This window comes from Luteolibacter yonseiensis (assembly GCF_016595465.1).
Lineage (GTDB): Bacteria > Verrucomicrobiota > Verrucomicrobiia > Verrucomicrobiales > Akkermansiaceae > Luteolibacter > Luteolibacter yonseiensis.
Window position 1 is genome coordinate 112,080 of record NZ_JAENIK010000004.1, and the last position, 21,455, is coordinate 133,534.

Annotated in this window: 19 protein-coding genes; 10 read left to right on the forward strand and 9 right to left on the reverse strand. The window is 61.0% G+C overall.

The genetic code is table 11. The annotated features are described in order from the left end of the window. The first annotated feature begins 20 nt into the window (after positions 1-20). The 5 genes from JIN84_RS02230 to JIN84_RS02250 are packed head-to-tail and all read left to right on the forward strand — an operon-like array spanning position 21 to position 4,455. Positions 21-767: a class I SAM-dependent methyltransferase gene (locus tag JIN84_RS02230; protein WP_200349378.1), complete on the forward strand. Its 747-nt coding sequence runs from the start codon at positions 21-23 to the stop codon at positions 765-767. A 1-nt stretch (position 768) separates the two neighbouring features. Next, positions 769-1,974, forward strand: coding sequence for a glycosyltransferase family 4 protein (locus tag JIN84_RS23340; protein WP_200349379.1), 1,206 nt, complete (start codon positions 769-771; stop codon positions 1,972-1,974). A gap of 6 nt (positions 1,975-1,980) precedes the next feature. Continuing rightward, positions 1,981-2,778: a glycosyltransferase family 2 protein gene (locus JIN84_RS02240; protein WP_200349380.1), complete on the forward strand. Its 798-nt coding sequence runs from the start codon at positions 1,981-1,983 to the stop codon at positions 2,776-2,778. Beyond that, positions 2,775-3,686: a glycosyltransferase gene (locus JIN84_RS02245; protein ID WP_200349381.1), complete on the forward strand. Its 912-nt coding sequence runs from the start codon at positions 2,775-2,777 to the stop codon at positions 3,684-3,686. The genes JIN84_RS02240 and JIN84_RS02245 overlap by 4 nt, the downstream gene beginning before the upstream one ends. Positions 3,687-3,696: 10 nt before the next feature. Beyond that, positions 3,697-4,455, forward strand: coding sequence for an O-methyltransferase (locus JIN84_RS02250; RefSeq protein ID WP_200349382.1), 759 nt, complete (start codon positions 3,697-3,699; stop codon positions 4,453-4,455). On the opposite strand, the gene JIN84_RS02255 is transcribed toward JIN84_RS02250, so the two are convergent. Then, positions 4,386-5,540, reverse strand: coding sequence for a VanZ family protein (locus JIN84_RS02255; protein WP_200349383.1), 1,155 nt, complete (start codon positions 5,538-5,540; stop codon positions 4,386-4,388). The two genes, JIN84_RS02250 and JIN84_RS02255, sit on opposite strands and share 70 nt — an antisense overlap. 221 nt (positions 5,541-5,761) lie before the next feature. Here JIN84_RS02255 and JIN84_RS02260 point away from each other — a divergent pair, with 221 nt between their 5' ends. Beyond that, the gene (locus JIN84_RS02260) at positions 5,762-7,156 is read left to right on the forward strand and encodes a sugar transferase (RefSeq protein WP_200349384.1); all 1,395 of its coding nucleotides are present in this window, start codon (positions 5,762-5,764) and stop codon (positions 7,154-7,156) included. A 68-nt stretch (positions 7,157-7,224) separates the two neighbouring features. Then, on the forward strand, positions 7,225-9,429 hold the full coding sequence (locus tag JIN84_RS02265) for an O-antigen ligase family protein (protein WP_200349385.1): 2,205 nt from the start codon (positions 7,225-7,227) through the stop codon (positions 9,427-9,429). A 4-nt stretch (positions 9,430-9,433) separates the two neighbouring features. Here JIN84_RS02265 and JIN84_RS02270 read toward each other — a convergent pair whose 3' ends face one another. After that, positions 9,434-10,171: an EpsI family protein gene (locus JIN84_RS02270; RefSeq protein WP_200349386.1), complete on the reverse strand. Its 738-nt coding sequence runs from the start codon at positions 10,169-10,171 to the stop codon at positions 9,434-9,436. After that, complete coding sequence (locus tag JIN84_RS02275; protein ID WP_200349387.1) at positions 10,171-11,079, reverse strand: exosortase/archaeosortase family protein; 909 nt, start codon at positions 11,077-11,079, stop codon at positions 10,171-10,173. The genes JIN84_RS02270 and JIN84_RS02275 overlap by 1 nt, the downstream gene beginning before the upstream one ends. A 193-nt stretch (positions 11,080-11,272) precedes the next feature. Here JIN84_RS02275 and JIN84_RS02280 point away from each other — a divergent pair, with 193 nt between their 5' ends. Continuing rightward, positions 11,273-12,199, forward strand: a complete 927-nt coding sequence (locus tag JIN84_RS02280) for a ribose-phosphate diphosphokinase (protein ID WP_200349388.1) — start codon at positions 11,273-11,275, stop codon at positions 12,197-12,199. Positions 12,200-12,371: 172 nt separating this feature from the next. On the opposite strand, the gene JIN84_RS02285 is transcribed toward JIN84_RS02280, so the two are convergent. From JIN84_RS02285 to JIN84_RS02300, 4 genes are all read right to left on the reverse strand, one after another. Then, positions 12,372-14,546, reverse strand: coding sequence for a hypothetical protein (locus JIN84_RS02285; RefSeq protein WP_200349389.1), 2,175 nt, complete (start codon positions 14,544-14,546; stop codon positions 12,372-12,374). Between the two features lie 137 nt (positions 14,547-14,683). Next, the gene (locus tag JIN84_RS02290; protein ID WP_200349390.1) at positions 14,684-15,298 is read right to left on the reverse strand and encodes a SanA/YdcF family protein; all 615 of its coding nucleotides are present in this window, start codon (positions 15,296-15,298) and stop codon (positions 14,684-14,686) included. A gap of 53 nt (positions 15,299-15,351) precedes the next feature. Continuing rightward, positions 15,352-16,317, reverse strand: coding sequence for a diacylglycerol/lipid kinase family protein (locus JIN84_RS02295; RefSeq protein WP_200349391.1), 966 nt, complete (start codon positions 16,315-16,317; stop codon positions 15,352-15,354). Between the two features lie 41 nt (positions 16,318-16,358). Then, positions 16,359-16,907: a Maf family protein gene (locus JIN84_RS02300; protein ID WP_200349392.1), complete on the reverse strand. Its 549-nt coding sequence runs from the start codon at positions 16,905-16,907 to the stop codon at positions 16,359-16,361. A gap of 79 nt (positions 16,908-16,986) precedes the next feature. Here JIN84_RS02300 and JIN84_RS02305 point away from each other — a divergent pair, with 79 nt between their 5' ends. Further along, positions 16,987-17,745 (forward strand): copper homeostasis protein CutC, encoded by a 759-nt coding sequence (locus JIN84_RS02305; protein ID WP_425563433.1) that lies wholly within the window; start codon positions 16,987-16,989, stop codon positions 17,743-17,745. After that, positions 17,742-19,217, forward strand: coding sequence for a M81 family metallopeptidase (locus tag JIN84_RS02310; protein ID WP_200349394.1), 1,476 nt, complete (start codon positions 17,742-17,744; stop codon positions 19,215-19,217). The genes JIN84_RS02305 and JIN84_RS02310 overlap by 4 nt, the downstream gene beginning before the upstream one ends. A gap of 21 nt (positions 19,218-19,238) precedes the next feature. Here JIN84_RS02310 and JIN84_RS02315 read toward each other — a convergent pair whose 3' ends face one another. Continuing rightward, positions 19,239-20,435, reverse strand: a complete 1,197-nt coding sequence (locus tag JIN84_RS02315; protein ID WP_200349395.1) for a PDZ domain-containing protein — start codon at positions 20,433-20,435, stop codon at positions 19,239-19,241. 14 nt (positions 20,436-20,449) lie between these two features. Then, the gene (locus JIN84_RS02320; protein WP_200349396.1) at positions 20,450-21,448 is read right to left on the reverse strand and encodes a S1C family serine protease; all 999 of its coding nucleotides are present in this window, start codon (positions 21,446-21,448) and stop codon (positions 20,450-20,452) included. Positions 21,449-21,455: the final 7 nt, after the last annotated feature.

Here is a 21,455-nt window from a genome sequence, read left to right on the forward strand (position 1 = left end):
AATCACTTTCTTCTTCCACCATGCCCCTCCAGCTCACCCATCCGACATCCGCGCCCCACCCGAAGGCGCAGTCCATGCTGCCTGCGATAGGAGGCTTCCCCACCTCGGATCTACCGCTTTTCCTCGCGGGCTACAGCGAACTCTGCCGCGTCGACCTCAGCGGAAAACGGGCTTTGGAAATCTGCGGCGGTTTTGGAAAACTCGCAGCCGGGCTGGCGGAAGCCTACCCGCAGGCGGAGGTGACCGGCCTTGATTTATACGCCGCATCCGGTCCCGAAATCGAGGAGCGCATGCAGCGGCTGCCGGGATTGTCCTACGTGGCGGGCGATGCCTTCGACCTCTCGGGATATGGAGACGAATCACTCGATCTGGTCTGGGGACAGGCCGCTCTCCATCACCTCGCCCACAACGCGACAGGCCTGGCGGCAAGCGTGCGTCGTGTGTTGAAACCCGGAGGACGCCTGGTCTTCATTTTCGAACCGATGGGACACAACCTGCCGGTCGCGGCCATCCGGGCGGTGCGCATGGCCAAGCATGAACTCGAAGATGAGAGCAATCTGTATCTTTCACAATTCGAGCGGATGGCCGCGGGCTTCTCATCCTGCGAGGTCCAGATGTTCAACCTCCTCGGCTACCCGATGAAGGCGGTTTCGGATCGCTTCGAATGGTTGTCCAAAACGGTCCAATCCATGGATGCCCTTCTCTTCCGCCGTTTTCCCAAGCTTCTCCGCTACGGAGCGAACTGTAATGTGATCTTCACGAAGTAGGGTGAGCCTTCCATCACACATGCGCTGGTTCACCTGCACTCCTGTTGAATTCGGAGGTGGTCCGGATTTTTTCGCCCGTGACAGCGGGCTCATGTGCCGGGGGCTCCAGTCGGTCGGCTGCGATGCGAGAGCCGTAATGCCTGGAACCCGCCGGCCGGAGGACGAGGCGGACCTGATCCGGACGGAATTCCCCAACCTCGAGTCTCCCGCCTGGTGGCGGAGCCATGAACTGGACGGTGTCGTCCTCTATGCGTGGGGCAGCCCGCGTTTCCGGAAGGTGGCTGCGGCGATCCGCCAAGCGGGAGTCTATCTGGTGTTGAATCAGGACAACGGCGGACTCATCAGCCCGCTGGCCGGCCTGCGCGGCTGGCTCCATGAACAGTGGATCTTGTCAGGAGTCCGTTATCAACCCGTCGGAGCTTTCACTTTCCTCAAAAGGGTCCTGAAAGGGATCACGGTGGGAATGCTGGTGACGGATCCCGGGCGGGCCGCCCACCTGAAGCAGGGAGATGTCATCGCGTGCGTGTCGCCCGAAGCGGCACGCCACTACAAGAGATTGTGCCGGATCTATGGGGGGCCGGCTCTGGCGCGCCGTGTCAGGGTGATTCCCCACCCTGTCGAGCCGCTCTTTCATTATGATGGCTCCCCGCGAAAGGTCCGGCAGATCGTGTGTGTCGGCCGATGGCCGGATCGCCTGCAGAAGCGTCCGGAACTCATGATGGCAGTTTTCGATCACCTGCTCGCGGAAGATTCCCTTGTGAACGTCCAGATCATCGGGTTTCCAACTCCGCGACTGATGGCCTGGCTGACCGGACTCCCTCCCGGAATGCGAAGCCGTGTCAGGCTGCGAGGACCGTTGGACCGGTCCGAACTTTCGGCAGTCCTGCGGGAATCGATGGTTTTTTACAGTCCGTCCGCTTTCGAAAGCTTCGGCATCGCCGCCGGCGAGGCCTTGTGCTCCGGGTGTTCGGTCGTCTCCGGGCGGTCACCGTCCATGTCCAGCTTCGGGTGGTTCGTTTCCGAGGCATCCGGCACGCAGGCGGACACGGATGATGTCCGCGGCCACGCCGCCGCCCTCATGACGGAACTGGGACATTGGGACTCGGGCGGCCGCGACACGGTCGGGATCTCCAAAACATGGGCAACAGCATTGCACGCCGGCAATGTGGCCGCCAAGGTGCTCGAACTGCCGGACACCGTGCCGTAACCCCACATGGATTTCACCATCATCACTCCGAACCTGAACTACGGCCGCTTCCTCGGGGACTGCCTCGCGAGCGTGGCGGGACAGGAAGGAGTGACGTTGGAGCATCTGGTTTTCGACGCAGGGTCAACGGATGAAAGCGCGGCGGTCGCGGCACGTTTTCCCCACATTGCCTGGATCCGGGAAAAGGACGAGGGCATGTCCGATGCGATCAACAAGGGCTTCGACCGCGCGCGGGGAGACTGGGTCATCTGGTTGAACGCTGATGACAGGTTCAAGCCCGGGGCACTCGCGCGAACGCTGGCGGAATTGAAAAAATCCGATGCGGACGTGGTGTACGGCGACTATGATTTCATTGATGAATCCGGCGGATTCACCCGCCACATGAAGGTCCCCCGCTGGTCTTCATTCATCCACATCTATCATCATTGCTATGTTCCATCCACGGCGGCCTTCTATCGGAACCGGACGATCATCCGGGAAGGGCACCGGTTGCGGAAGGATTTCCGCTATGTGATGGACGGAGAGTTTTACGCGAGGCTGGATTCCATCGGAAAAAAATTCCAACACATCCCGGTCAACATCGCGGACTTCCGCATGCATGGAGGAAACGCCTCGCAGCGCCACCTGACAAAGGAACGGAACATGGACACCGTGCTCGCGGCGGAGTTCCAGCACGTGGAGTCCCGCGCGATCCGCAGGGTTTACGGGCACACCCTTTTCAAGGATCCTTATCTGGAGGGCCTGATCGACGGACTGTTCTCCCTGCTCTCCCGCGCGTGGAAAGTGATTCTGAAATGGACATGAAACCGGATTCGTTCCAGCCACGTGTCGCCGCGGTTTTCGCGACCATGAACCGCGCGGAAACCGCCTTGGCCTGCGTGATGGCGCTTGCCCGCCAGACCACTCCTCCGGAGTGGGTGTTCGTCGCGGACAATTGTTCGACGGATGACACGGTAAGCGCCTTAGGCTCGTTGGAACATCTCCCGTTCACACTGGTCGTGCACTCGATGCCGGACAATCTGGGCAATGCTGGAGGCGTCCGGGCCGTGATGGAGCTCGCATTCGAGGGGGGAGCCGACGCGGTCTGGATTCTGGACGACGACTCATGGCCGCGGGAACCCGCGCTTGAGGCGATGCTGGAGGGCCCCTGGGACCCTCATGTCGTGCGGCACCCGCTTCAGATCGATCCGCGCTCGGGCAAATTCACCTGGCCCCTCCAGATCCGTGACGGCGACGGTTGGAAATTGGTGTGGACCGAGGCCGAACTGCCCGCCGGAGCAAAGGTCCCGAGCAGGATCTCATGGACGGGAGCCCTCCTGCCGAAGGAGGTCCGGAAAAAGGTGGGCCCGGTGAACGGGGATCTTTTCATCCGGGGGGAGGACGAGGAATATCCATGGAGGATCGAACAGGCGGGTTTCACGCAGGAGGCCATCCGTGGCGCGGTGATGGATCATCCGGGACCTCTGGATGTGGTTCACTGGCACTTTCTTGGAAAAAGCTTTTTCTTCGAACGGGGGCTGGCGGATTGGAAGCTCTACTACAAGGTGCGGAACATGATCTGGCTGAAGCGCGGACAGGCCGGTGGCCCGGCCGCGCTGCGCATGGCGGTGGTTTATGCCTTCGCCGCGATCCTGATCGATGGATGGAACCGCATCCCGCTGCTCCGCCGTGCGATCTCGGACGGATGGAGCGGCCGCTTGGGCAAAATGTGAACTTCGTGACATGACCTCTCATTTGAAATCCCTTATCCGCCAGTTGTTCTACCGCTCCGGAACCTTCCAGAACTTGGTTGGCTTCTTTTCGGTATTGTCCGGCCGCACTCGCGGAATGGGAATCTCCCATCTCGCGTCCTACCGGGAAAATGACGCCATCGGCCCGCTGCAGAGGGATGAGGCGATCGCCCTCTTCGGGATCATCCGCAGCCTGCGGCCGAAGGTGGTGGTGGAGTTCGGTTTTTTCCATGGCCACAGCGCCTTCAATTTTCTCCAGGCGCTTTCCGGCGATGCGCGTTTGTTCAGCTATGACATCGACCCGGAATCCATCAGACGCGCGAAGTCGGAATTCGGTTTCGATCGCAGGTTCACCTTCATTGCCAAATCCCAGACGGAATTCGATGCGGCGGATGTCGGTCGGCGGGAAATCGACTTCGTGTTTTTCGATGCCGCGCACGAATTGGACCTGAACCAGGAGACGTTCCGCAGGATCGCGCCTCATCTCGCACCGGAAGGAATGATGGCGGTGCACGACACGGGACTGTGGCCGCGGGAATATTTCGAAAGCATCCACCACGAGTTCGAGCGCGGCATGCCCGGGGAATGGGTGACGGAAAACCTCTACGCGCACCAACCCGGCGAGCGACGGTTCATTGATTGGATCTTGTCGGAATACCCGGAATTCTCCGCGATCCACTTTCACTCCACCGCGACGCTGCGGCACGGCTTCTCGCTGCTCCAGCGCAGACGCTCCCTCAGCCAGGGATGACGGACGGCGGCGAGGCCGAGCGCGATGCCCGTGGCATCACAGAGGAGATCGAAGACATCCACCCTGTCGAAGCCGTAGCCGAAGCAGACCTGTGCGGCTTCGATACTGACGGACAGGATGACGCCCAGCGACATCGCGGGTGATCTTCCGGCCAAACAAGCGATCAGGAGCGTGGGAGTGAACAAGAGGATGATGTGCAGCAACGGCCGGGCTTTCGCCGCATATACCTTGACCAGGAGGGTGAGATCCCCCTTGTGGGGGATTTTTCCGGCGGATGGTAAAACTGCGGGTGGAACATTCATCTGATCCGCCGCCACCCGGGATGCGGTTTCCGTCCGTGCCGGAACGATCCGCTCCCCCATTTGGAACGGAGCGGCCAGCGGATGCAATGACTTCCACGGCCCCGGCACCACGAAATAGAGGAACATGAACAACCAGATGAAAGCCGCGGCGGACGCCCGCAGGAGTCCGACCCTCCCGCCACATCGGCACCATGCGAGGGCCCAGGCGAAGCAACTGGAAATCAGGAACCAGCGCCCGATCTTCCAAAGCCAGCGCTCCCGCACCACGGTGATTTCCAGTTGGGAGATTTCATAAAAACCACTGCTCCCCAGATTCTCAAATCGCAAGGCTGGTGTGGCCGGTGATTTCTCCGGCCGCATAACCTGTTCGATGGATTTTCCGGTGGAGGTGCCCGTCAGTGAAAAAATCGGATCATTCTCCACTTCTCCGGAAATGGGTGACGACCACTCGATGATCCCGCGCCCGTCCTCCCATTTTTCAGCCCCGGGTTCGAGGTTCTGGGAAGAGGTCCGGAGGGTCACATGAATGTGATCCACCGCCGGGATTTGCGGAATATCCGGTTTGAGCACCACCTGCCCGACGCCGGGCGCGGCGGAAAGCCTGAGAACCGGGCTCGTTTCGGTTCCGGTCCATGCAGCTCCGGGTGGGAGCTGCGGTCCCAGCTTCAAATCGCGGAGTTGGAGGGTGGGATACCCGGGAACCCGTTCGAAACGAAACTGCCAGAGGAAAAAAAGCGCCGCCAGCAACAAAACCGGCATACCGAAGAGAGTGAGGCGGCGCATTTCCATCGCCAAGAAGCATGCCTCAGGCAAATTTCCAATCTAATTCCCGTAACGGTTTCGATTCAAGCCGTTCGCATGCTCGTCGCTTGACCAAATCGGAAGCAGCCATCAGTCTCCGCGCGTGGTGATACTGGCGCAGCTGCCGCCGGCTGCCCTCCTCCCTTGCTCCTGGATAACTGCAACAGCTCCCCCGCCCCACTTTACCAGCCCGTTATCGACCCATGGCTATCAGCCGCAAAGATTCGTTCACCATCCAGGCCTTGCAGCTCTCGGACGCCCTGTTGGTTTGGCTGGCATTCTGGCTGGGTGGAATCGCCCGGGTCTGGCTTGGTTGGGCGAACGACGATGAAGCGGTGCTGCAATCCATGAACTGGGCTCTCTACATCGCGGTCCCGTTCACTCCCCTGGTCATCGAACGGTTCGGATTTTACGACCATCTCCGGCACAAGGGTACCAGCACCGCCCTATGGCAGCTCATCCGGGGGTTGCTCGTCATCGCCCTGATCATGGGACTGTTCGTGGTTTTCGCCCAAATTGCCGGAACAAGGCGGTTGGTTCTCGGACTGGGGTTGAGCTTGTCGTTTCTCCTGCTGATCGTGCGGGACCGCGTCACCCATGTCTGGCTGAAGAAACGGATCGCAAGTGATTACAATAAAGAGCGCATCGTCCTCGCCGGATCAGGCGATGAAATGACGGAACTCCTGGCGGAACTCGATCCGGAGATCACCTCCAGTTGGAAAGTGGTCGACCATTTCGACCTCGGGAAGCGGGACGTGCTGGAGCTTTTCGCCCTGCTGAAAGAGCAATCCGTAAGCCGTGTGGTGTTTTCCGCGAAAAATACGGAATTCGAGAAAGTCGCCCGTGCCGTGGAAGCATGCGAGCTGCAGGGAGTCGAGGCGTGGATCGCGGCTTCGTTCATCCGCACCCAGATCGCCCGCCCGGTTTTTGATGCCATTGGAAACAAGCCCATGCTGGTGCTGCGTTCGACTCCCGAACTTTCGTGGGAATTGCTGTGCAAGGAGGTTTTCGACCGGGTGGGTGCGGCGATGATACTCGCAGCGTGTTCCGGATTCTGGCTCTTCGCCATGCTCGGCATCATGCTGAAAAGTCCGGGGGCTCCCGTATTTTTCCCCCAGATGCGTGCGGGACGCTACGGCAAGCCGTTCCGCATGTGGAAATTCCGGACGATGGTGCCGGATGCGGACAAGATGCTGGACCAGATCAAGGCCGACCATGGAAACCAGATGGAGGGGCCGGTTTTCAAGCTGCAGAACGACCCCCGGATCTTTCCATTTGGAGCCTTCCTGCGGAAGTACAGCATCGATGAGCTGCCACAGCTGGTCAACGTGCTCAAGGGTGACATGAGCTTGGTCGGCCCCCGCCCGCTGCCCATTTACGAGGTGGACGCGTTTGGCGACATCTCCCACCGTCGGCGGCTGAGCGTGAAACCCGGCATCACCTGCGAATGGCAGGCGGGCGGACGGAACACGATCACGAGTTTCGAAGAATGGGTGGCGATGGATCTGCGGTACATCGACAACTGGTCGCTGTGGTTGGACATCAAGATTCTGCTCAGGACCATCCCCGCCGTTTTTTTCGGCAAGGGAGCGGCCTGACAGCGATGTTTTCTTGATCAGAATTTCCGGATGAACCGCCGGATCATTTCCCAGATTTCCCAACGGACATGCCCGCCCTCTCAGCCATATTCCTCGTCCTCGCGTTCGTTCTTTCCGTAACGGTGGGGTCGCAGACCAAGCCTTGGACATGGGGGGTGGGGTTGCTTCCGCTGGGAGTCGCGGCGTCCGCGGCACTCCCCGTATTCTGGCGGAAGGGCCGGTTTTCCGCGGACTTCGGACTATTGGCACTTGGCGCGCTCGCGGCGGGCTGGTTCGCGTGGCGGGCGCTGACTTCGCCGGTGACGGAACTCGGCCAGGCGGATCTGCTGTTGCTTGCGGTGGTGATGGGAGTGTTCGTGAGCCTGAGGGCCATCGAAGGTAACGAATTGGCTGAGAAAATCCTCGTTTGGGGAATCGCCCTGCTGCTGCTGGCCAATGTGGTGGTGATGGGCAGGCAGATGATCGACCCCTCGTTCACTCCGGTTTTCCGTTCACGCAGTAATTCGGCGATAACCGGCTTCCTAACCCACTACAGTGAATCCGCGAACTATCTCATCGCTTCGACGCTGTTGGTTGGAGCAGCCGCCTTGTTCGGCAGGCACTCGATGGTCACGCGGATCGTGTGGCTGTTGATCGCGGCCGCGGGGTTGGCGTTTATCGGGACAAGTCCGTCGCGGGGTGGCATCCTTGGAGCCGCCGTGGGCGGAGGAGTCTTCGCGATGGCCGCGCTGATGGTTGGAAAACGGCGGCAGGCGCGCTGGTTCCCCTACGCATTGGTGGCCATCCCCGTCGTCGGACTGGTTATCGGCGCGTTCCTCATGATGGGCTGGCAGAACGCCCAAGACATGCGCGGCATCGAGCCGGGCATGGAAATGGTTTTGGACAACAGCTCCCGTCTCTATTTCCTCGGGATGGCCCTGTCGTGCATCGGACTGCATCCGCTCGCAGGCGGTGGAAGCCGGAGTTTCAGTTGGGAATGTTTCCGGTTCGGAGATGGAAAGGCGCAGGGTGACATCATCACCCACAAGCCGGAACTGGTGCATAACGAACTGGTGCAGGCGGCCACGGACTACGGCCTTATCGGAGCCGGATTGCTGACCGCCTTGCTCGGTGCGTTGGTGATCGTCGCCATGATCAGGATCCTGCTGTCCGATTCCGACCGCACGTCCAACACCGGGGATGCATGGAGGCTGGGTGGATTGGCGGCACTCGCCGGCATGTTCACCCAATCCTGCTTCAGCTTCGTGTTCCATCTCCTGCCCGGCATCCTGTTGCTCGGAATATGCCTCGGCATGATTTCCAGGACTCCGCCGAAGGATGTCCGTGGGCCCCGGCTCATCGGATCAAAGGCGCTCCTCTCTCTCGCGGCCGTCGGATGCGTGCTCCTTCTGATTCCCTTCGGCTGGAAGGGGAGTCGTGTGACGGCGGCCTTGTGGCCCGTTTATTTCAGCAAGACGCCGCTCACCACGGAGGAGTCGCGCATTGATGCGCTTACGGAAGCCCTCCGCATCTGGCCCCAGCCTTCACTCTTCAAGGAGCGGGCATTCAGCTATCAGCAATCCGCGGTTTCCAGCGAAGGCGCCGATTTCGAACTGGCGACCACCAAGGCGATCGAGAACTACGAACAAACGGAACAGCTCCATCCTTACGATCCCAATCCGGTCGTCAACCGTGCGAATCTTCTCAGTTTGCTCAAAAAAGACACGGAAGCCGAAGCAGCCTACAACCGGGCGATCCGATTGCAGGGTGGGATGGAACCGTGTTTCCACGCCCGCTTCTCATTTGCCAAACATCTCATGACCAAAGCGCTCCGCCAGTTTGACGCAACAGACCCGTCGGCGGCCCTGGTCACGATGGAGTCCTCGGCACAACAGATGGAGGAATCCCTCAAACAAATGCACTGGGAGACGCCGGACATGGGAGGCCCCCGGGTTTACATCCATGAAAATCTCGGTTCGGCCCGCGAGGCGAACGGGGATTACAAGGGAGCCATGGCTGCCTATGACTTCGCCTCGACACTCGTCAATGGAGGCCGGGTCCACTACCGTGCGGGCCTCCTCTATGGCAAAATGGCGGATTCCGCCTGGTCTTCCCGCCGTCCGGGAGAGGCGCTCGGATTTTTCATGGAGGCGAAAAAACGCATCCTTCAAGCCAGGCAGTCACTTCCGACCCATGTGACTCCCGAACAACGGGCGGAATACCTCAGTTACCTGGACAAATCGATTTCCTATCTCCAAGGCGCGAAGGTCGTTCCGGTTCCTCCCGCGAACTGATCCCTCAGTGGGTGATCTGCTTCCAATTGATCTGCCCCTCTGAAAATTCAGTCAGGAATTTCACCAGCTTGGCATCCGCCTCCTCTTGGCTGATTCCCTCCCCGTCTTCTCCCGGAATTTTTCCGTAGCTCATGGTGACGGTGACGTAGGCCCAGCGCTGGTCCATGCCACGAAGAAGGCGGTCCTGCATGTCGAGCAAGGTCCGCTTCAGGTGGTCGTTGGAAAGGCGGTCGTGCCCCACGAAAAAATAATAAGTGAGGCAGTTGTACTTCAGGTAGGTCTCGCGATCCTGCACCCGCAGGTCCTTTTTTCCCAAGACGGAAACCAACCGTTTTGTTTCCAATTCACGACCGTTCGAAAGTTTGAGCACGCTGCTGCTCGTACCCGTGATATTGTGTCCCTGTGCCGGCATGCAGCGCTCCGGACGGTGGATGGAGTTATTGATGTCCGCCCCGGACAAGACGATCGACAGCTGGATGTTGTCCTGTGCCGGATTTCCGTAGGAGTTGATCTCCCCCGGCCTCTCCCGGTAGCACAGCCCTTTTGAGAACTGGGTATCCGGTGCGAGCGTCTTGATTTCCGCTTCCGAGGCGGGCTGCCCCTCGAACACCCATCCATCCATCTCCTGGGGCAGCTTCATTTCCACCGCCGACTGCGCGACGGCTCCGACTTTCGGGAGAAAGTAGATCGCGCTCAACGCGCCGCCCAAAAACAACGGCAATATCCAAGGTGGGGCTTTCATCATTCGGTTTGCAAAGAGTTGGATGCGCCGGCCTTGTGATTCACCACCACCCGCCGGAGGCGGCGTGCATCGGACTTCTTCCACGGCAGGCCGCCCTCGAGCAACGAATGGATCGCCAGCAGGAGAAGAAGGGAGAACGGGTAGAAGAGCAACAGGCCCGACCAATCATGCCAGGTGGTGGTGGCCCATTTCGCATCTCCGTATTCCGCGATGACGAAAATGGAAATGACGCGCAGCGCGTTACCGAGGATGGCGAGCGGAAACGCGGCGAAGAACAACAGCACTTTTTTCCAGAACGCGATCTTCGCCACATACGCCCAGGCCGCTGAAATCATCAGCAGGGCCATCAGCGAGCGGATCCCGCTGCATCCCGCCGCGATGTCGAGCGGTTTCCAATCTCCCTTGATCGGCAGGACTTTCGTTCCCTCCACATAGGTCTCCACCCCGAACAGGCTGGAACCGTGGTGGGCCATGGAGGTGGCGATCAGCTGCAGGTGGGTGGTCGCCTGTTGAAAGCTCGGCAGAGGAACGGCCAGCCATAGGAAAAACACGGGAAACAGCAGCAGCTTCGCCGGCCGCCAGCCCCACAAATACAACACCGATCCCCACAGGATGAATGGCAGGCTTCCCACCGTGATGCGCGGTTGCAACGTCCGGTAACCGGCGATGTAGGACAAAACGCCGATCAGCACCACCAGCAGCCCGAGAACATTCCCGTCACCCGCGGCGGCCTTCAAATCCTTGTAACGGTAGATCACCAGCCCCAGCGCGACGACAGGAACCAGCGGGCCGTGTTCGTAATCCAAGTCGGAATTCCAAGCGCTCATCAACCACCGGATCGCCGAATAGCTCCGATCGGAATTGTAACGGGACTCGATTCCGAAGAACCAGACCAGCAAGGCGGCCATTGCGGCCAGGCTTGCCCACAGCACCCATTGAGCCGGTCGGCCGGCAGGCTGAGGTCTGGTCGGGCCCGGTTGCGGAGGAGATAGGGACATCAGGGGAGCGAAAGGGTGGGACGATTTCCGAGCAAAGTATTGCCGACAGCCGCTTCACTGTCAACAATCCCCCCGCCATCCGCCCAACGCTCCTTTTTCTCCTATGAAGATCATCAGTGGAACCGCCCACCGCGCCCTCGCCGAACGCATCGCCGAAAACCTCGGCCAATCGCTTGCAGACGTCCACGTCTCGGCGTTTCCAGACGGAGAAACCGAAGTGAAAATCAACGAAAACGTCCGTGGAGAAGACGTTTTCATCGTCCAGCCCAGCTGTCCGCCGACGAACCACAACCTGATGGAGCTGCTCATCATGGTGGATGCCGCCCGCCGGGCCAGCGCCGAGCGCATCACCGCCGTCATGCCGTTCTTCGGCTACGCCAGACAGGACCGCAAGGACCAACCACGGGTGCCGATCACCGCCAAACTCGTCGCGAACCTGCTCACCTCCGCCGGCGTAAACCGCGTCCTCACCATGGATCTCCACGCCCCGCAGATCCAAGGCTTCTTCGACATTCCCGTGGATCATCTCTACGCGAAATCCGTCCTGATCTCCTACCTCCGCCAGCGCCATCCGGACACCTCGAACCTCACCGTGGTCTCCCCGGACGTCGGCGGTGTGAAAATGGCCCGCGCCTACGCGGATGCCCTCGGAGCCGAGCTCGCGATCGTCGCCAAACACCGTGTCAGCGCGACCCGGGTGGAGGCGATGAACGTCATTGGCGAGGTTGAGGGCAGGGACGTCCTGCTGGTGGATGACATGACCGAGACCGCGGGCACCCTCACCGCCGCCGCCGACATTCTTCACAAGCACGGAGCCAAGCGGATCTACGCCGGTGTTTCCCACGCCATCCTCGGCGATCTCGCCCACCAGCGCATCCGTGACTCATCCATCGAGGAGGTCATCACCACCGACTCCGTGCCCCAGGCCGCCGGCCCCAAGGTCCAGGTCGTCGGCATCGCCCCGCTTTTGGGCGAAGCCATCCGCCGCATCCATGGCGGTGAGTCGATCACTTCGCTTTTCTCGGTTTGAAAGGGGGGCTCAGGGGCGTATCCAGCCCGGCGATGTCGGAAGCGGCGGAAGCGGCGGAAGCGGCGGAAGCGGCGGATCGATAGGAATCCATCGATCCGTCTGATCCTATTTTTTCCCGTTGATGGACGGTAGGGGGCGGCAGCCGGGTAGGGAAACCGTCCGGCCCGATGGGTCATTTTGCCAGAACCCGGTAAAACGCCGCCTTCTCCTCCGAGGAGGTGAACTTGAACTGCAGCTTGCCGTCAGTTGTGAAGGTGCTTCCCGAGAGACTCATCGATTCAAACTTCTTCAAATCGGAAGATTTTTCCAACCCCAGAGTCAGGGTGAAAGTGTTGGAGGCGGGATCCTTGGTCAATAGAGGCGTGCCTGCCCTGACCGCTGTTTCAACATCGGTATAAAGCCCGGCCTCGCTGGCACCACCCATGAGTGCCTGATACAATTTATCATTTTTGATTTTCCAGTCGAACCCCAATGCCGCGTACTGGGATTCCGCGTAATCCTTCAACCCGTCCCCATCGGTGTCCGCCGTCGAAGAAAGAACCAATCCACTGAGGTTGATCTTGAATTCAGGTTCGTCTGAATCGTTGCTCTTGACCGTGATCACCGCCGTGCGGTTCACACTGGCGCTGGCTGCAGACGAAAGGGTGAGACTGAATGTGGTGCTTCCACCCGGAGGAACGGTGGTCAGCATTGCCGAGGGGTCCAAGGTGTAGCTCACGGAGTCCGTGCCACTCTTGATCACCGATAATCCGGTGAGGTTTGCCGTGCCCGAGTTGCGGATCTTGAAGATTTGTGTGGAATTGGCAGCTCCGATTTTGAGGCTGTCATAATTCACGGTCGCCGCACCGCTGCTGAGATTCGTGCCCGCCGCCGACTGGATCTCGATTTCCGGTTCCGGCGAATCATCCGGCCCGAACAGATAAGCGGCACCGGCGTTCTTGGCCACCCCGGGTGCGGCAACCACCGACACGCCCCCGTTTGTCGAGACATACGCGCCAAATCGGGCGCCGTTCACGGTGTTGCTGGCTTTCAAATAAGCTTTCTGGCTCCATTTCGTCCCGCTGCGGGTGAAGAAATAGGCGGCACCGGACTCCGCCGAGCTGTTGTTCGCCTGATTTCCCTCCACTCCCTGGGCACCGCTGTCCTCTCCGGCAGCTCCAACCACCATGGAATCTCCCGACAAGGAGACGGACTGCCCGAAACCATCCCCCGCGCCGGTGTTGCTGGCCTTCAGATACGCCTGCTGACGCCATTTGCTGTCGGTCCTGGTGAAGACGTAGACGGCTCCGGACTTGGAGGCGCTGTTGTCGGATTGGTTTTTATCCACTCCCTTCGCCTTGCTGGATTCCTGATGCGCGCCGACCACGACAGTGCTGCCGGAAACCGCCACCGAGTGGCCGAACCGATCACCTTTGCCGGTGTTGCTGGCCTTGAGATAAGCTTGCTTCGTCCAAGTGGTTCCCGAGCGGACAAACACGTAGGCCGCACCGGCTCCCGCCTGGCTGTCGTCATTCTCGGCACCGTTCACTCCGGTGGAATCGCTGGCCTCATTCTGGGCCCCTACCACCAGCGTATCGCCCGAGACGCCGACGGAAATGCCGAACCAGTCTCCTGCTCCGGGGTTGCTTGCCTTCAAGGCCGCCTGCTGGGTCCACGCGGTGCCGCTGCGGGTGAAAACATAGGCGGCTCCCGCCCGGGTCGGGCCGGTGGAACCGTCGGTACTGGTGGTTCCGGAGGTCTCTCCGAAAGCACCGACCACCAGCGTGTTGTCCGCGATGGCGACGGAATAACCAAACAGGTTTCCCGCCGCCACGGCGCTTGATTTCAAGTATGCCTGTTGCGTCCAGGTGGTCCCCGTGCGGGTGAAAACATAGGCGGCGCCAGATTCCTCCGCCGAATCATCGGTCTGGGAGGAATTGACACCGGTGGATTTGGAATCCTCGCCGAACGCGCCGATGACGATGGTGTTCCCGGAAATGGCCACGGAAAATCCGAACTGGTCGTTTTTCCCCGGAGTGCTCGCTTTCAGGTAGGCCTGCTGGGTCCATTTGCCGCCGCTGCGGACATAAACATATGCCGCGCCGGAATGCGTCAGACTGTTGCTGGACTGTTTACCGCCCACCCCCTTCGCATTGCTGTCCTCGAATGGAGCGCCCACCACCACGGTATCTCCCGAGATCGCAACCGCTTGGAAATAGTCTCCCGCTTCCGCATTGCTGGCCCGGAACAACTTTTTCTGGGAAACCGCCGTCGAGCCGGCGGCCTGCTGGGCGGCCAGAATCCCATCCAATTCCGCCCCGGACAGGTCCTCCGGCTCCTCCGCATGCAGGGAGGGAGTTATCGACACGAACACTGGAAGCAGAAGGCGGAGGGAGCGAAAGAACACACGATTCATCGGAGATAGACTGCGGGGATGTAACTAAAAAGCAAGAGGCAAGCGGATTGCACCGTTTCACAAACTCCTCCGGAGGCGGAATTTGTCTGCTAATTCGGCAACTCTTCCTTCTCACCCATGTGGGTCGGCCTGGTTTTCAGAAAATTCACGTCCAGCCACATCTTCACCCTCGCGCCAACCTCCCGGATCTTCGTTCTCGCACCGCCCCGGGTTTCCACATCCCGGGCATTGAAGCCGTATGCCTCGATGCCGTGAGCCTGCGCCAGGTACACCGCCCGCTCGTTCTGGAACCGCTGGCTGATGACCAGGATCGAATCCGTTCCGAAGATCTCCTTCGCCCGCACCACCGAATCCAGCGTGCTCAGGCCCGCGAAATCGCAGACGATGCGTCCCGCCGGAATCCCCCGCTCGGTCAGCGCCTGCTTCATTTTCTCCGGTTCATTGTAATACTGGGTCCGATTGTCCCCGGATACGATGATGGTCTTGATTTTCCCGGATTTCCAAACCCTCACCGCCGCATCGATCCGGTAGCGGAAATAAAGATTCTCCCTCCCGTTCACCCGATCCGTCGTTCCGAAAACCAACGCCACCTTGGTTTCCGGCAGATCCTTGACATCGGAAAACAACCGGCCGCGCGAACGCCAGACAGGGGTGAAATTCGCGTATGCCACCACCCCGACACCCGCCAGGGCCAGCAAAAGCATGAAAATGACGCAACGCCGCAGGAAGCGTCGCATTCGTCCGGTCCTCACCGCCTTCATGTGCTCCGGGATGTCTGTAATTCCACCGGACGCCGTGTCCATGGGAGAAGGGATTTCACGGCATCCGCGAAACCGCCGACGACCGCTTCCTCCGGAGCAAGCACCCGCAGCCGGTTCTCCGTTTCCGCGAAACGCACCTCGGAAAACCGGCCGATCAGCTCGCCATCCACCTCCACCGGCACCTCGCGGTCCGATTTCACGGTGAATTCCTCCGCTTGGAAATAACTTGTCGACGCCACGAGGTCGATTCCCCCGAACGCAAGCCCGCGCAACGAATCCAGCACCAGCCGGTAGCCGGCCTCCTTGTAAACCAGCACGTCCAGCTTCGAGTCATGGTTGTTGGCACTGGGGAAAAACTTGAACTGCCCTCCATACAACGAGCCGTTTCCAGCGAGGACCGCCACCCCTTCCTCGCGCCGGCCGTCGGCGCAGATCACTTCCAGCCTCGGCGGTTTCTCACCAAGCACCTTCACCGCAGCCAGTAGGTAGGCGAGCGGACCGAGCATCTTTTTCGATTCCCATGTCGTCTCCTCGATGACCATGGCGTCGAACCCGATCCCCGCCATCTGCACGAATGGGGAGCCGTTCGCCGCGAAAAGATCCACCTCATGCATGAATCCCTGGTCGATCACCTGGAGCGCACGGTCCAGCGAATCATACGGGATGCCCATCTCCCTCGCGAAAACATTCATCGTCCCCGCCGGCAGCACTCCGAGCACGGTGTTGGTGCCCGCCAGTCCCCGGACCACCTCGTTCAGCGTGCCATCCCCACCGGCGGCGATGACCACCGGCTCACCCTTCGCCGCGAAGCGTGCGGCGAGTTCCTGCGCCTCGCCCGCATGGTTCGTCGCATAGAGGGCGAACCTCCCGGCGTGGCTCATCAGGAAACGCAGCATCCGCCCGCCCTTCTGGCTGCGTGCCTTGGGGTTGTAGATGACCGGGTACCGGTGCGGCGTCTGCATGCGCGATTCTTCACCCATCCGCACCCCCACCGCAATCCGATTCATTCCAACGCCTCAACCACCTTGGCCACCGGCAGGCCCATCACATTTTCAAAGCTGCCGGAAATTTCCGAAACAATCATCTCCCCGCACTCCTGGATCCCGTAGGCTCCCGCCTTATCCAGCGGATTCACCTTGGAAAAATAGTTTTCGATGGTCGCATCGTCGAGCTGCCGGAACGTCACGTCGGTCAGATCGTGAAACACATTTTTTCCGCCACCCGGATGAATCACGCAAACGCCGGTGCAGACCTGGTGGGTCCGCCCTGACAAACGGCGCAGCATCTCGCGCGCCTGATCCATGTCGGCGGGTTTGCCCAACGGCATGTCATCGATGAATACCAGGGTGTCCGAGCCGATCACCGTCGCGTCCGGCCTGGTTTCCGCCACCGCCGCCGCTTTCAAGGTCGCATTGAGTTCGCAGAGCAAATGCGGCTTCATGCCTGCGTCATGGATCTCCTCCGCGGGTGACACGACCACTTCAAAGACGACGCCGGCCCGCTCCAACAGCTCACGGCGGCGCGGGGATGATGATGCGAGAACGATGGACATGGCGGATCCATGCCCCGGATCGCGCCAACGTGCAAGGCTCGCGAGCTTCCTCCTTGCCACCACCGTCCCGCGCTGGAAAATGCCGCCGATGCTTGAAATCTGTATCGACAGTGTGGCTTCCGCGAAAGCGGCGGCGGAGGGGGGCGCGGACCGCGTGGAACTATGCGCCGGACTGCCGGAGGGGGGAACCACTCCGAGCGCGGGCATGATCCGCGCCGTGCGCTCCGCATTTTCCGGAGGACTGATGGTCATCATCCGGCCACGGGGGTACGACTTTCTCTTTTCCGAAGAGGAGATGGAAATCATGCTGGAGGACATCCGTGTCGCCAGAAGTCTGGGAGCGGACGGGGTGGTCATCGGCTGCCTCACTTCCGAGGGACGGGTGGACAAGGAACGTGTGATCCGTTTGATCGAAGCGGCGGGCCCTCTCGACATCACCTTCCACCGGGCGTTCGACATGACGCGGGACATGGGCGAGGCGCTCGAGGACATCATCGGCCTGGGCATCCGGCGCATCCTCAGCTCGGGCGGCCAGCCGGACGTGCCTGCCGGAGCCTGCCGGATCGCCAGCCTCGTCAAACAGGCGGCGGGCCGCGCCTCGATCATGCCCGGCGGTGGCGTGACGGAACTCAACCTCGGCGATCTCGTGCGCGCCACCGGCGTGGATGAAATCCACCTCAGTGCCCGCAGTTCCGTGCGTGGCGGCATGACATTCTTCAACCCCGGCTGCTACATGGGAAGCTTCACCAAGGACGATGAATACAACTGGCGCGAGGCGGACCCGGCCAAGGTCCGCATTTGCAAGGATGCGCTGAACGCCGCACTCGCCGCCCGATGAAACCGTTTCGCCTCGCCATCGCCGGCATCCACATCGAAGCCAGCACCTTTTCCCCACAGAGGACGCGCCAGGAAGATTTCCTCGCCACCCGGGGGGCGGAGATGCTGCCCCGCTATCCGTTTCTCATGGAACCGGCGTTCGCAGCGGTCAGCCCTGTCCCGCTCGCCCACTTCCGCGCCATCCCCGGCGGGCAGGTGCGCAGGGATTGTTATGAAACGATGAAGAGGGAAATCCTCGACCGGCTCGAGACCGCCGGACCCGTGGACGCCTTTTTCTTCGATGTGCACGGCGCGATGACCGTCGAGGGGCTTGAAGATGCCGAAGCCGACCTGCTGGCTTCCATCCGTGAAAAAACAGGTTCCTCCATGCCGATCACCTGCAGCCAGGACCTGCACGGAAACGTCTCGGACGCATTGATCGGAAATGTCGATTTCATCACCACCTACCGCACCGCACCGCATGTGGACTGGATGGAAACCCGCGAACGGGCGGTTTCCCTTTTGTTGAAATGGTGGCGGAATCCGCAACCCGTTTTCCGCGCCCGCGTCGGCATTCCCGTGCTTGTTTCCGGTGAGATGTCGAGCACCGAGAGCGAACCGGGCATGAGCTTGTATGCCCCGCTGCCTGCGGAATCCGACCTGCCCGGAGTGTGGGATGCCTCGCTCTGGGTCGGCTACGCATGGGCGGACCAGGCCCGCTCGATGGCCACCGCCGTGGTCACCGGGCACGATGCGGACGCGGTCAAAACCACCGCCGGGGCGATCGCCCGCCGCTATTGGGAGGCCCGCGGGGATTTCCATTTTGTGGCCCCTGCGGGTCCTGCTGAATGGTGCATTGAAGAAGCTCTCAAACAGAACCGCTCCGCGGTTTTCCTCAGTGATGCCGGGGACAACCCCACCGCCGGTGCGGCGGGAGATGTGCCGGCCACCCTCTCCGCGCTCGTCGCCCATCCCGCGTTTCACAATGGCGCGACCGCCATCTTCGCGTCCATGCCGGATGCGGACGCCGTTTCAATCTGCGCCGGGGCCGGAACCGGGGACCTCCTGAACCTCACTCTCGGAGGAAAGCTCGATCCCATACACGGCAAACCTCTTGAAGTGACGGCGAGGCTGGTTTCCATGACAGAAGGAGATCCCGTCGCAGGCCGGCAGGCCGTGGTGCGGTGTGGCGGCATCCACATCATCCTCACCGAGCTGCGCAAGCCGTTTCACAAACGCCAGGACTTCCTCACAATGGGACTGGATCCCTTGGAGCACACCATCACCATCGTGAAGATCGGCTATCTCGAGCCCGAGCTCAAGGCGATGGCCGCAGGTCATCTGCTGGTTCTCTCGCCCGGTGCCGTGCAGCCGCTGCTCACATCGATCGACTACAAGAATCTGAAGCGTCCGATTTACCCTTTGGACAGGGACTTCGAGTGGCAACCGGACGCGCGGGTTTTCCGCTCCGAACCCGTGACCGGGGAAAACTGACAGCCCCGCCTTTTCTCAGCCTCATCTTCCCTCCAGCGCATCCATCTCGTCACGCATGTGATCCATCAGGCGGCGCATGTCGCTGAGGTGGCGGCGCGCGCGGTTTTCTCCGCCGCGCATCCGTTGGGGGCGTGGAGCCTCGGAGCCGCTCAGGAGCCCGTTACCTTGGATTTCCTCGGTACGGACCTGGGCCACCGAAGGATCCTGGGCCGGCTTCTTGAGCATCGCATCGACCGCGGCGGCGGGCATGACGAAGGACCGGGTGCGATCCGCGCGCGCGAGGGTGATTCCCAGCACACGGCCTTCCAAGTCCACCACGGGTCCGCCGATCTGGTTCGGCTTCGGGCGCATGTCGGTTTGCAGCGCGTGGGTGAATGACCCGCGCACCTGGCTGAGGGCGCCTCCCATGCGTTCCATGACCTGCAGCCGCTGCCCGCCGTATTGCGCCATGTTCGCGGTGCGGTTTCCCAACACCACTTTCACGGTTTTCGCACGGCCTTGGGAATCGACAAGCAAATCCACCGTCGAACCCGGAGTGGTCCCGGACAGCGCGTTCTTGAGCTCCAACATGCCCGAGATCACGCGGTCTCCGACTTTCAGGATGACGTCTCCGGATACCAGTCCGGCGTCGAAAGCCCCGGATTTTTCCTCGACAGTCCAGATCTTGACACCGGCACCCTTGAATTCGGGATCCCCCCTCACACCAAGAAACGCCATGTCGGTATCCCGGAGATTTCGTTCCAAGACACTGACCACGCCGAACGCGGCGAGATTTCCATCCGGCTGCGGAGCCGCGAGGAAGCCGCCGATTTTCGGCGACTCGAAAGACCAGGTGACCGGCTTCAGGGCGGAACCCTCCACGTTCAGCAGAACCAGATCCTCGTCCTGGTAAACCCCGCCGAGAGTGACATCACGATACTGGTTGCCAGCCACATCCACACGCAGCTTTCCCTTGCTGCTCGCGATCTCGCTCCATTTGCTGAGGATCTTGGTGCCGTCACCAACGACGGTGCCATACGCGACGCGGCGGGACCCCGCCCAGACACGGACGGTGGATTTCGCCGCATCCGCCAGCGCGGGCTTGATGGCTTCGCTGAACTCGTCGGACTGCGCCTCCACGACGCGGCGTTCCTCCGGAAGCAGCAACGGGACCTCGTCATCCGCGAACGCGACATTGGCGAGTGCGGAGGCAACGATGAAATAGGCGATCGGTTTCATAACGGTTGGATGAATCATTCTGAATACAAGTTTTCGAGACTGGCGAGGACGACCTCCACCTGGAATTCCTTGCGATCCCGCAAAATGCCGAGCTTCACCTTGTCGCCGGGACTGCATTTCGCCAGGGCGATCAGCAATTTGCGGGCGTCGGGGATGGCATTCCCTTGCAGCGACAGGATCACGTCCCCCACCCTGACTCCGGCGGCGGCGGCCGGTGAATCCGGGACCAGTTCCTCGACCGGCACGCCCTTGATGCCGCGCGGCTGGCCGTAGCCGATGCCAAGCACCGGCATGTCCGGATTTCTCAACGCGTCCATCGAGAGCCGCCCCCAAGTGTCGCCCGCACGGATGCGGTCCCAGTCGTCCTTGAATCCGTCGATCCCGGCATGGTTGTTGTTTGTCAGGGAGACCCCGATGGACGAGTTGATGCCGACGATCTTCCCGTCGAGATCAAACAACGGCCCGCCGGAATCGCCGCCGATGAGCGTGCAGTCGGTGGTGAGAAAATTTCCCGGACCTTTGGAAACCACGTGGCCGAAACGCACAGGCGGCGTCCGGGCGGCGTCGAAACCGGCCGAATGCCCGAGAGCGAGCACCCAGTCTCCGGCGGCCAGAGGCCTGGAATTTCCCATGGCGGCGAAGGGCCACGGCCCCTTGCCCTGGATCTGCACCATGGCGATGTCCTTCGAGTAATTCGCACCGAGGACTTTCCCCGGAACTTCCTTGCCGTCCGAGAATACCACGACGAGTTCCTCCGCGCCTTGCACGACGTGGGCGGCAGTAAGGATGAGACCATCCGCCGTGGTGATCACGCCGGACCCGGATGAGCCGGTTTTGTCCGACAGCAACGCCACGGTGGCGGGCATCACTTTCTGGCTGACCGTCTCCACCTTGGACTCCAGTTTCTGAAGGTCCGACAGCGTTTTCACAGGCTCGCTGGCCTGAGCGGGCGGAGTTCCGGCGGCCAGCCACAGGGAGAGGCAGGTGAGCGGAAAGAGGGGATTCACTTTCATGATTTAC

Bases quoted from the DNA above. Each gene is read 5' to 3' on its own strand.
- JIN84_RS02260 (WP_200349384.1), top strand. From the start codon at position 5,762: ATGGCTATCAGCCGCAAAGATTCGTTCACCATCCAGGCCTTGCAGCTC.
- JIN84_RS02230 (WP_200349378.1), top strand. From the start codon at position 21: ATGCCCCTCCAGCTCACCCATCCGACATCCGCGCCCCACCCGAAGGCG.
- JIN84_RS02320 (WP_200349396.1), bottom strand. From the start codon at position 21,448: ATGAAAGTGAATCCCCTCTTTCCGCTCACCTGCCTCTCCCTGTGGCTG.
- JIN84_RS02295 (WP_200349391.1), bottom strand. From the start codon at position 16,317: ATGCAGACGCCGCACCGGTACCCGGTCATCTACAACCCCAAGGCACGC.
- JIN84_RS02270 (WP_200349386.1), bottom strand. From the start codon at position 10,171: ATGAAAGCCCCACCTTGGATATTGCCGTTGTTTTTGGGCGGCGCGTTG.
- JIN84_RS02280 (WP_200349388.1), top strand. From the start codon at position 11,273: ATGAAGATCATCAGTGGAACCGCCCACCGCGCCCTCGCCGAACGCATC.
- JIN84_RS02310 (WP_200349394.1), top strand. From the start codon at position 17,742: ATGAAACCGTTTCGCCTCGCCATCGCCGGCATCCACATCGAAGCCAGC.
- JIN84_RS02255 (WP_200349383.1), bottom strand. From the start codon at position 5,540: ATGCGCCGCCTCACTCTCTTCGGTATGCCGGTTTTGTTGCTGGCGGCG.
- JIN84_RS02275 (WP_200349387.1), bottom strand. From the start codon at position 11,079: ATGGCCGCCTTGCTGGTCTGGTTCTTCGGAATCGAGTCCCGTTACAAT.
- JIN84_RS02250 (WP_200349382.1), top strand. From the start codon at position 3,697: ATGACCTCTCATTTGAAATCCCTTATCCGCCAGTTGTTCTACCGCTCC.
- JIN84_RS02245 (WP_200349381.1), top strand. From the start codon at position 2,775: ATGAAACCGGATTCGTTCCAGCCACGTGTCGCCGCGGTTTTCGCGACC.
- JIN84_RS02300 (WP_200349392.1), bottom strand. From the start codon at position 16,907: ATGTCCATCGTTCTCGCATCATCATCCCCGCGCCGCCGTGAGCTGTTG.
- JIN84_RS02265 (WP_200349385.1), top strand. From the start codon at position 7,225: ATGCCCGCCCTCTCAGCCATATTCCTCGTCCTCGCGTTCGTTCTTTCC.
- JIN84_RS02305 (WP_425563433.1), top strand. From the start codon at position 16,987: ATGCCGCCGATGCTTGAAATCTGTATCGACAGTGTGGCTTCCGCGAAA.
- JIN84_RS02315 (WP_200349395.1), bottom strand. From the start codon at position 20,435: ATGAAACCGATCGCCTATTTCATCGTTGCCTCCGCACTCGCCAATGTC.
- JIN84_RS02240 (WP_200349380.1), top strand. From the start codon at position 1,981: ATGGATTTCACCATCATCACTCCGAACCTGAACTACGGCCGCTTCCTC.
- JIN84_RS02290 (WP_200349390.1), bottom strand. From the start codon at position 15,298: ATGCTTTTGCTGGCCCTGGCGGGTGTCGGGGTGGTGGCATACGCGAAT.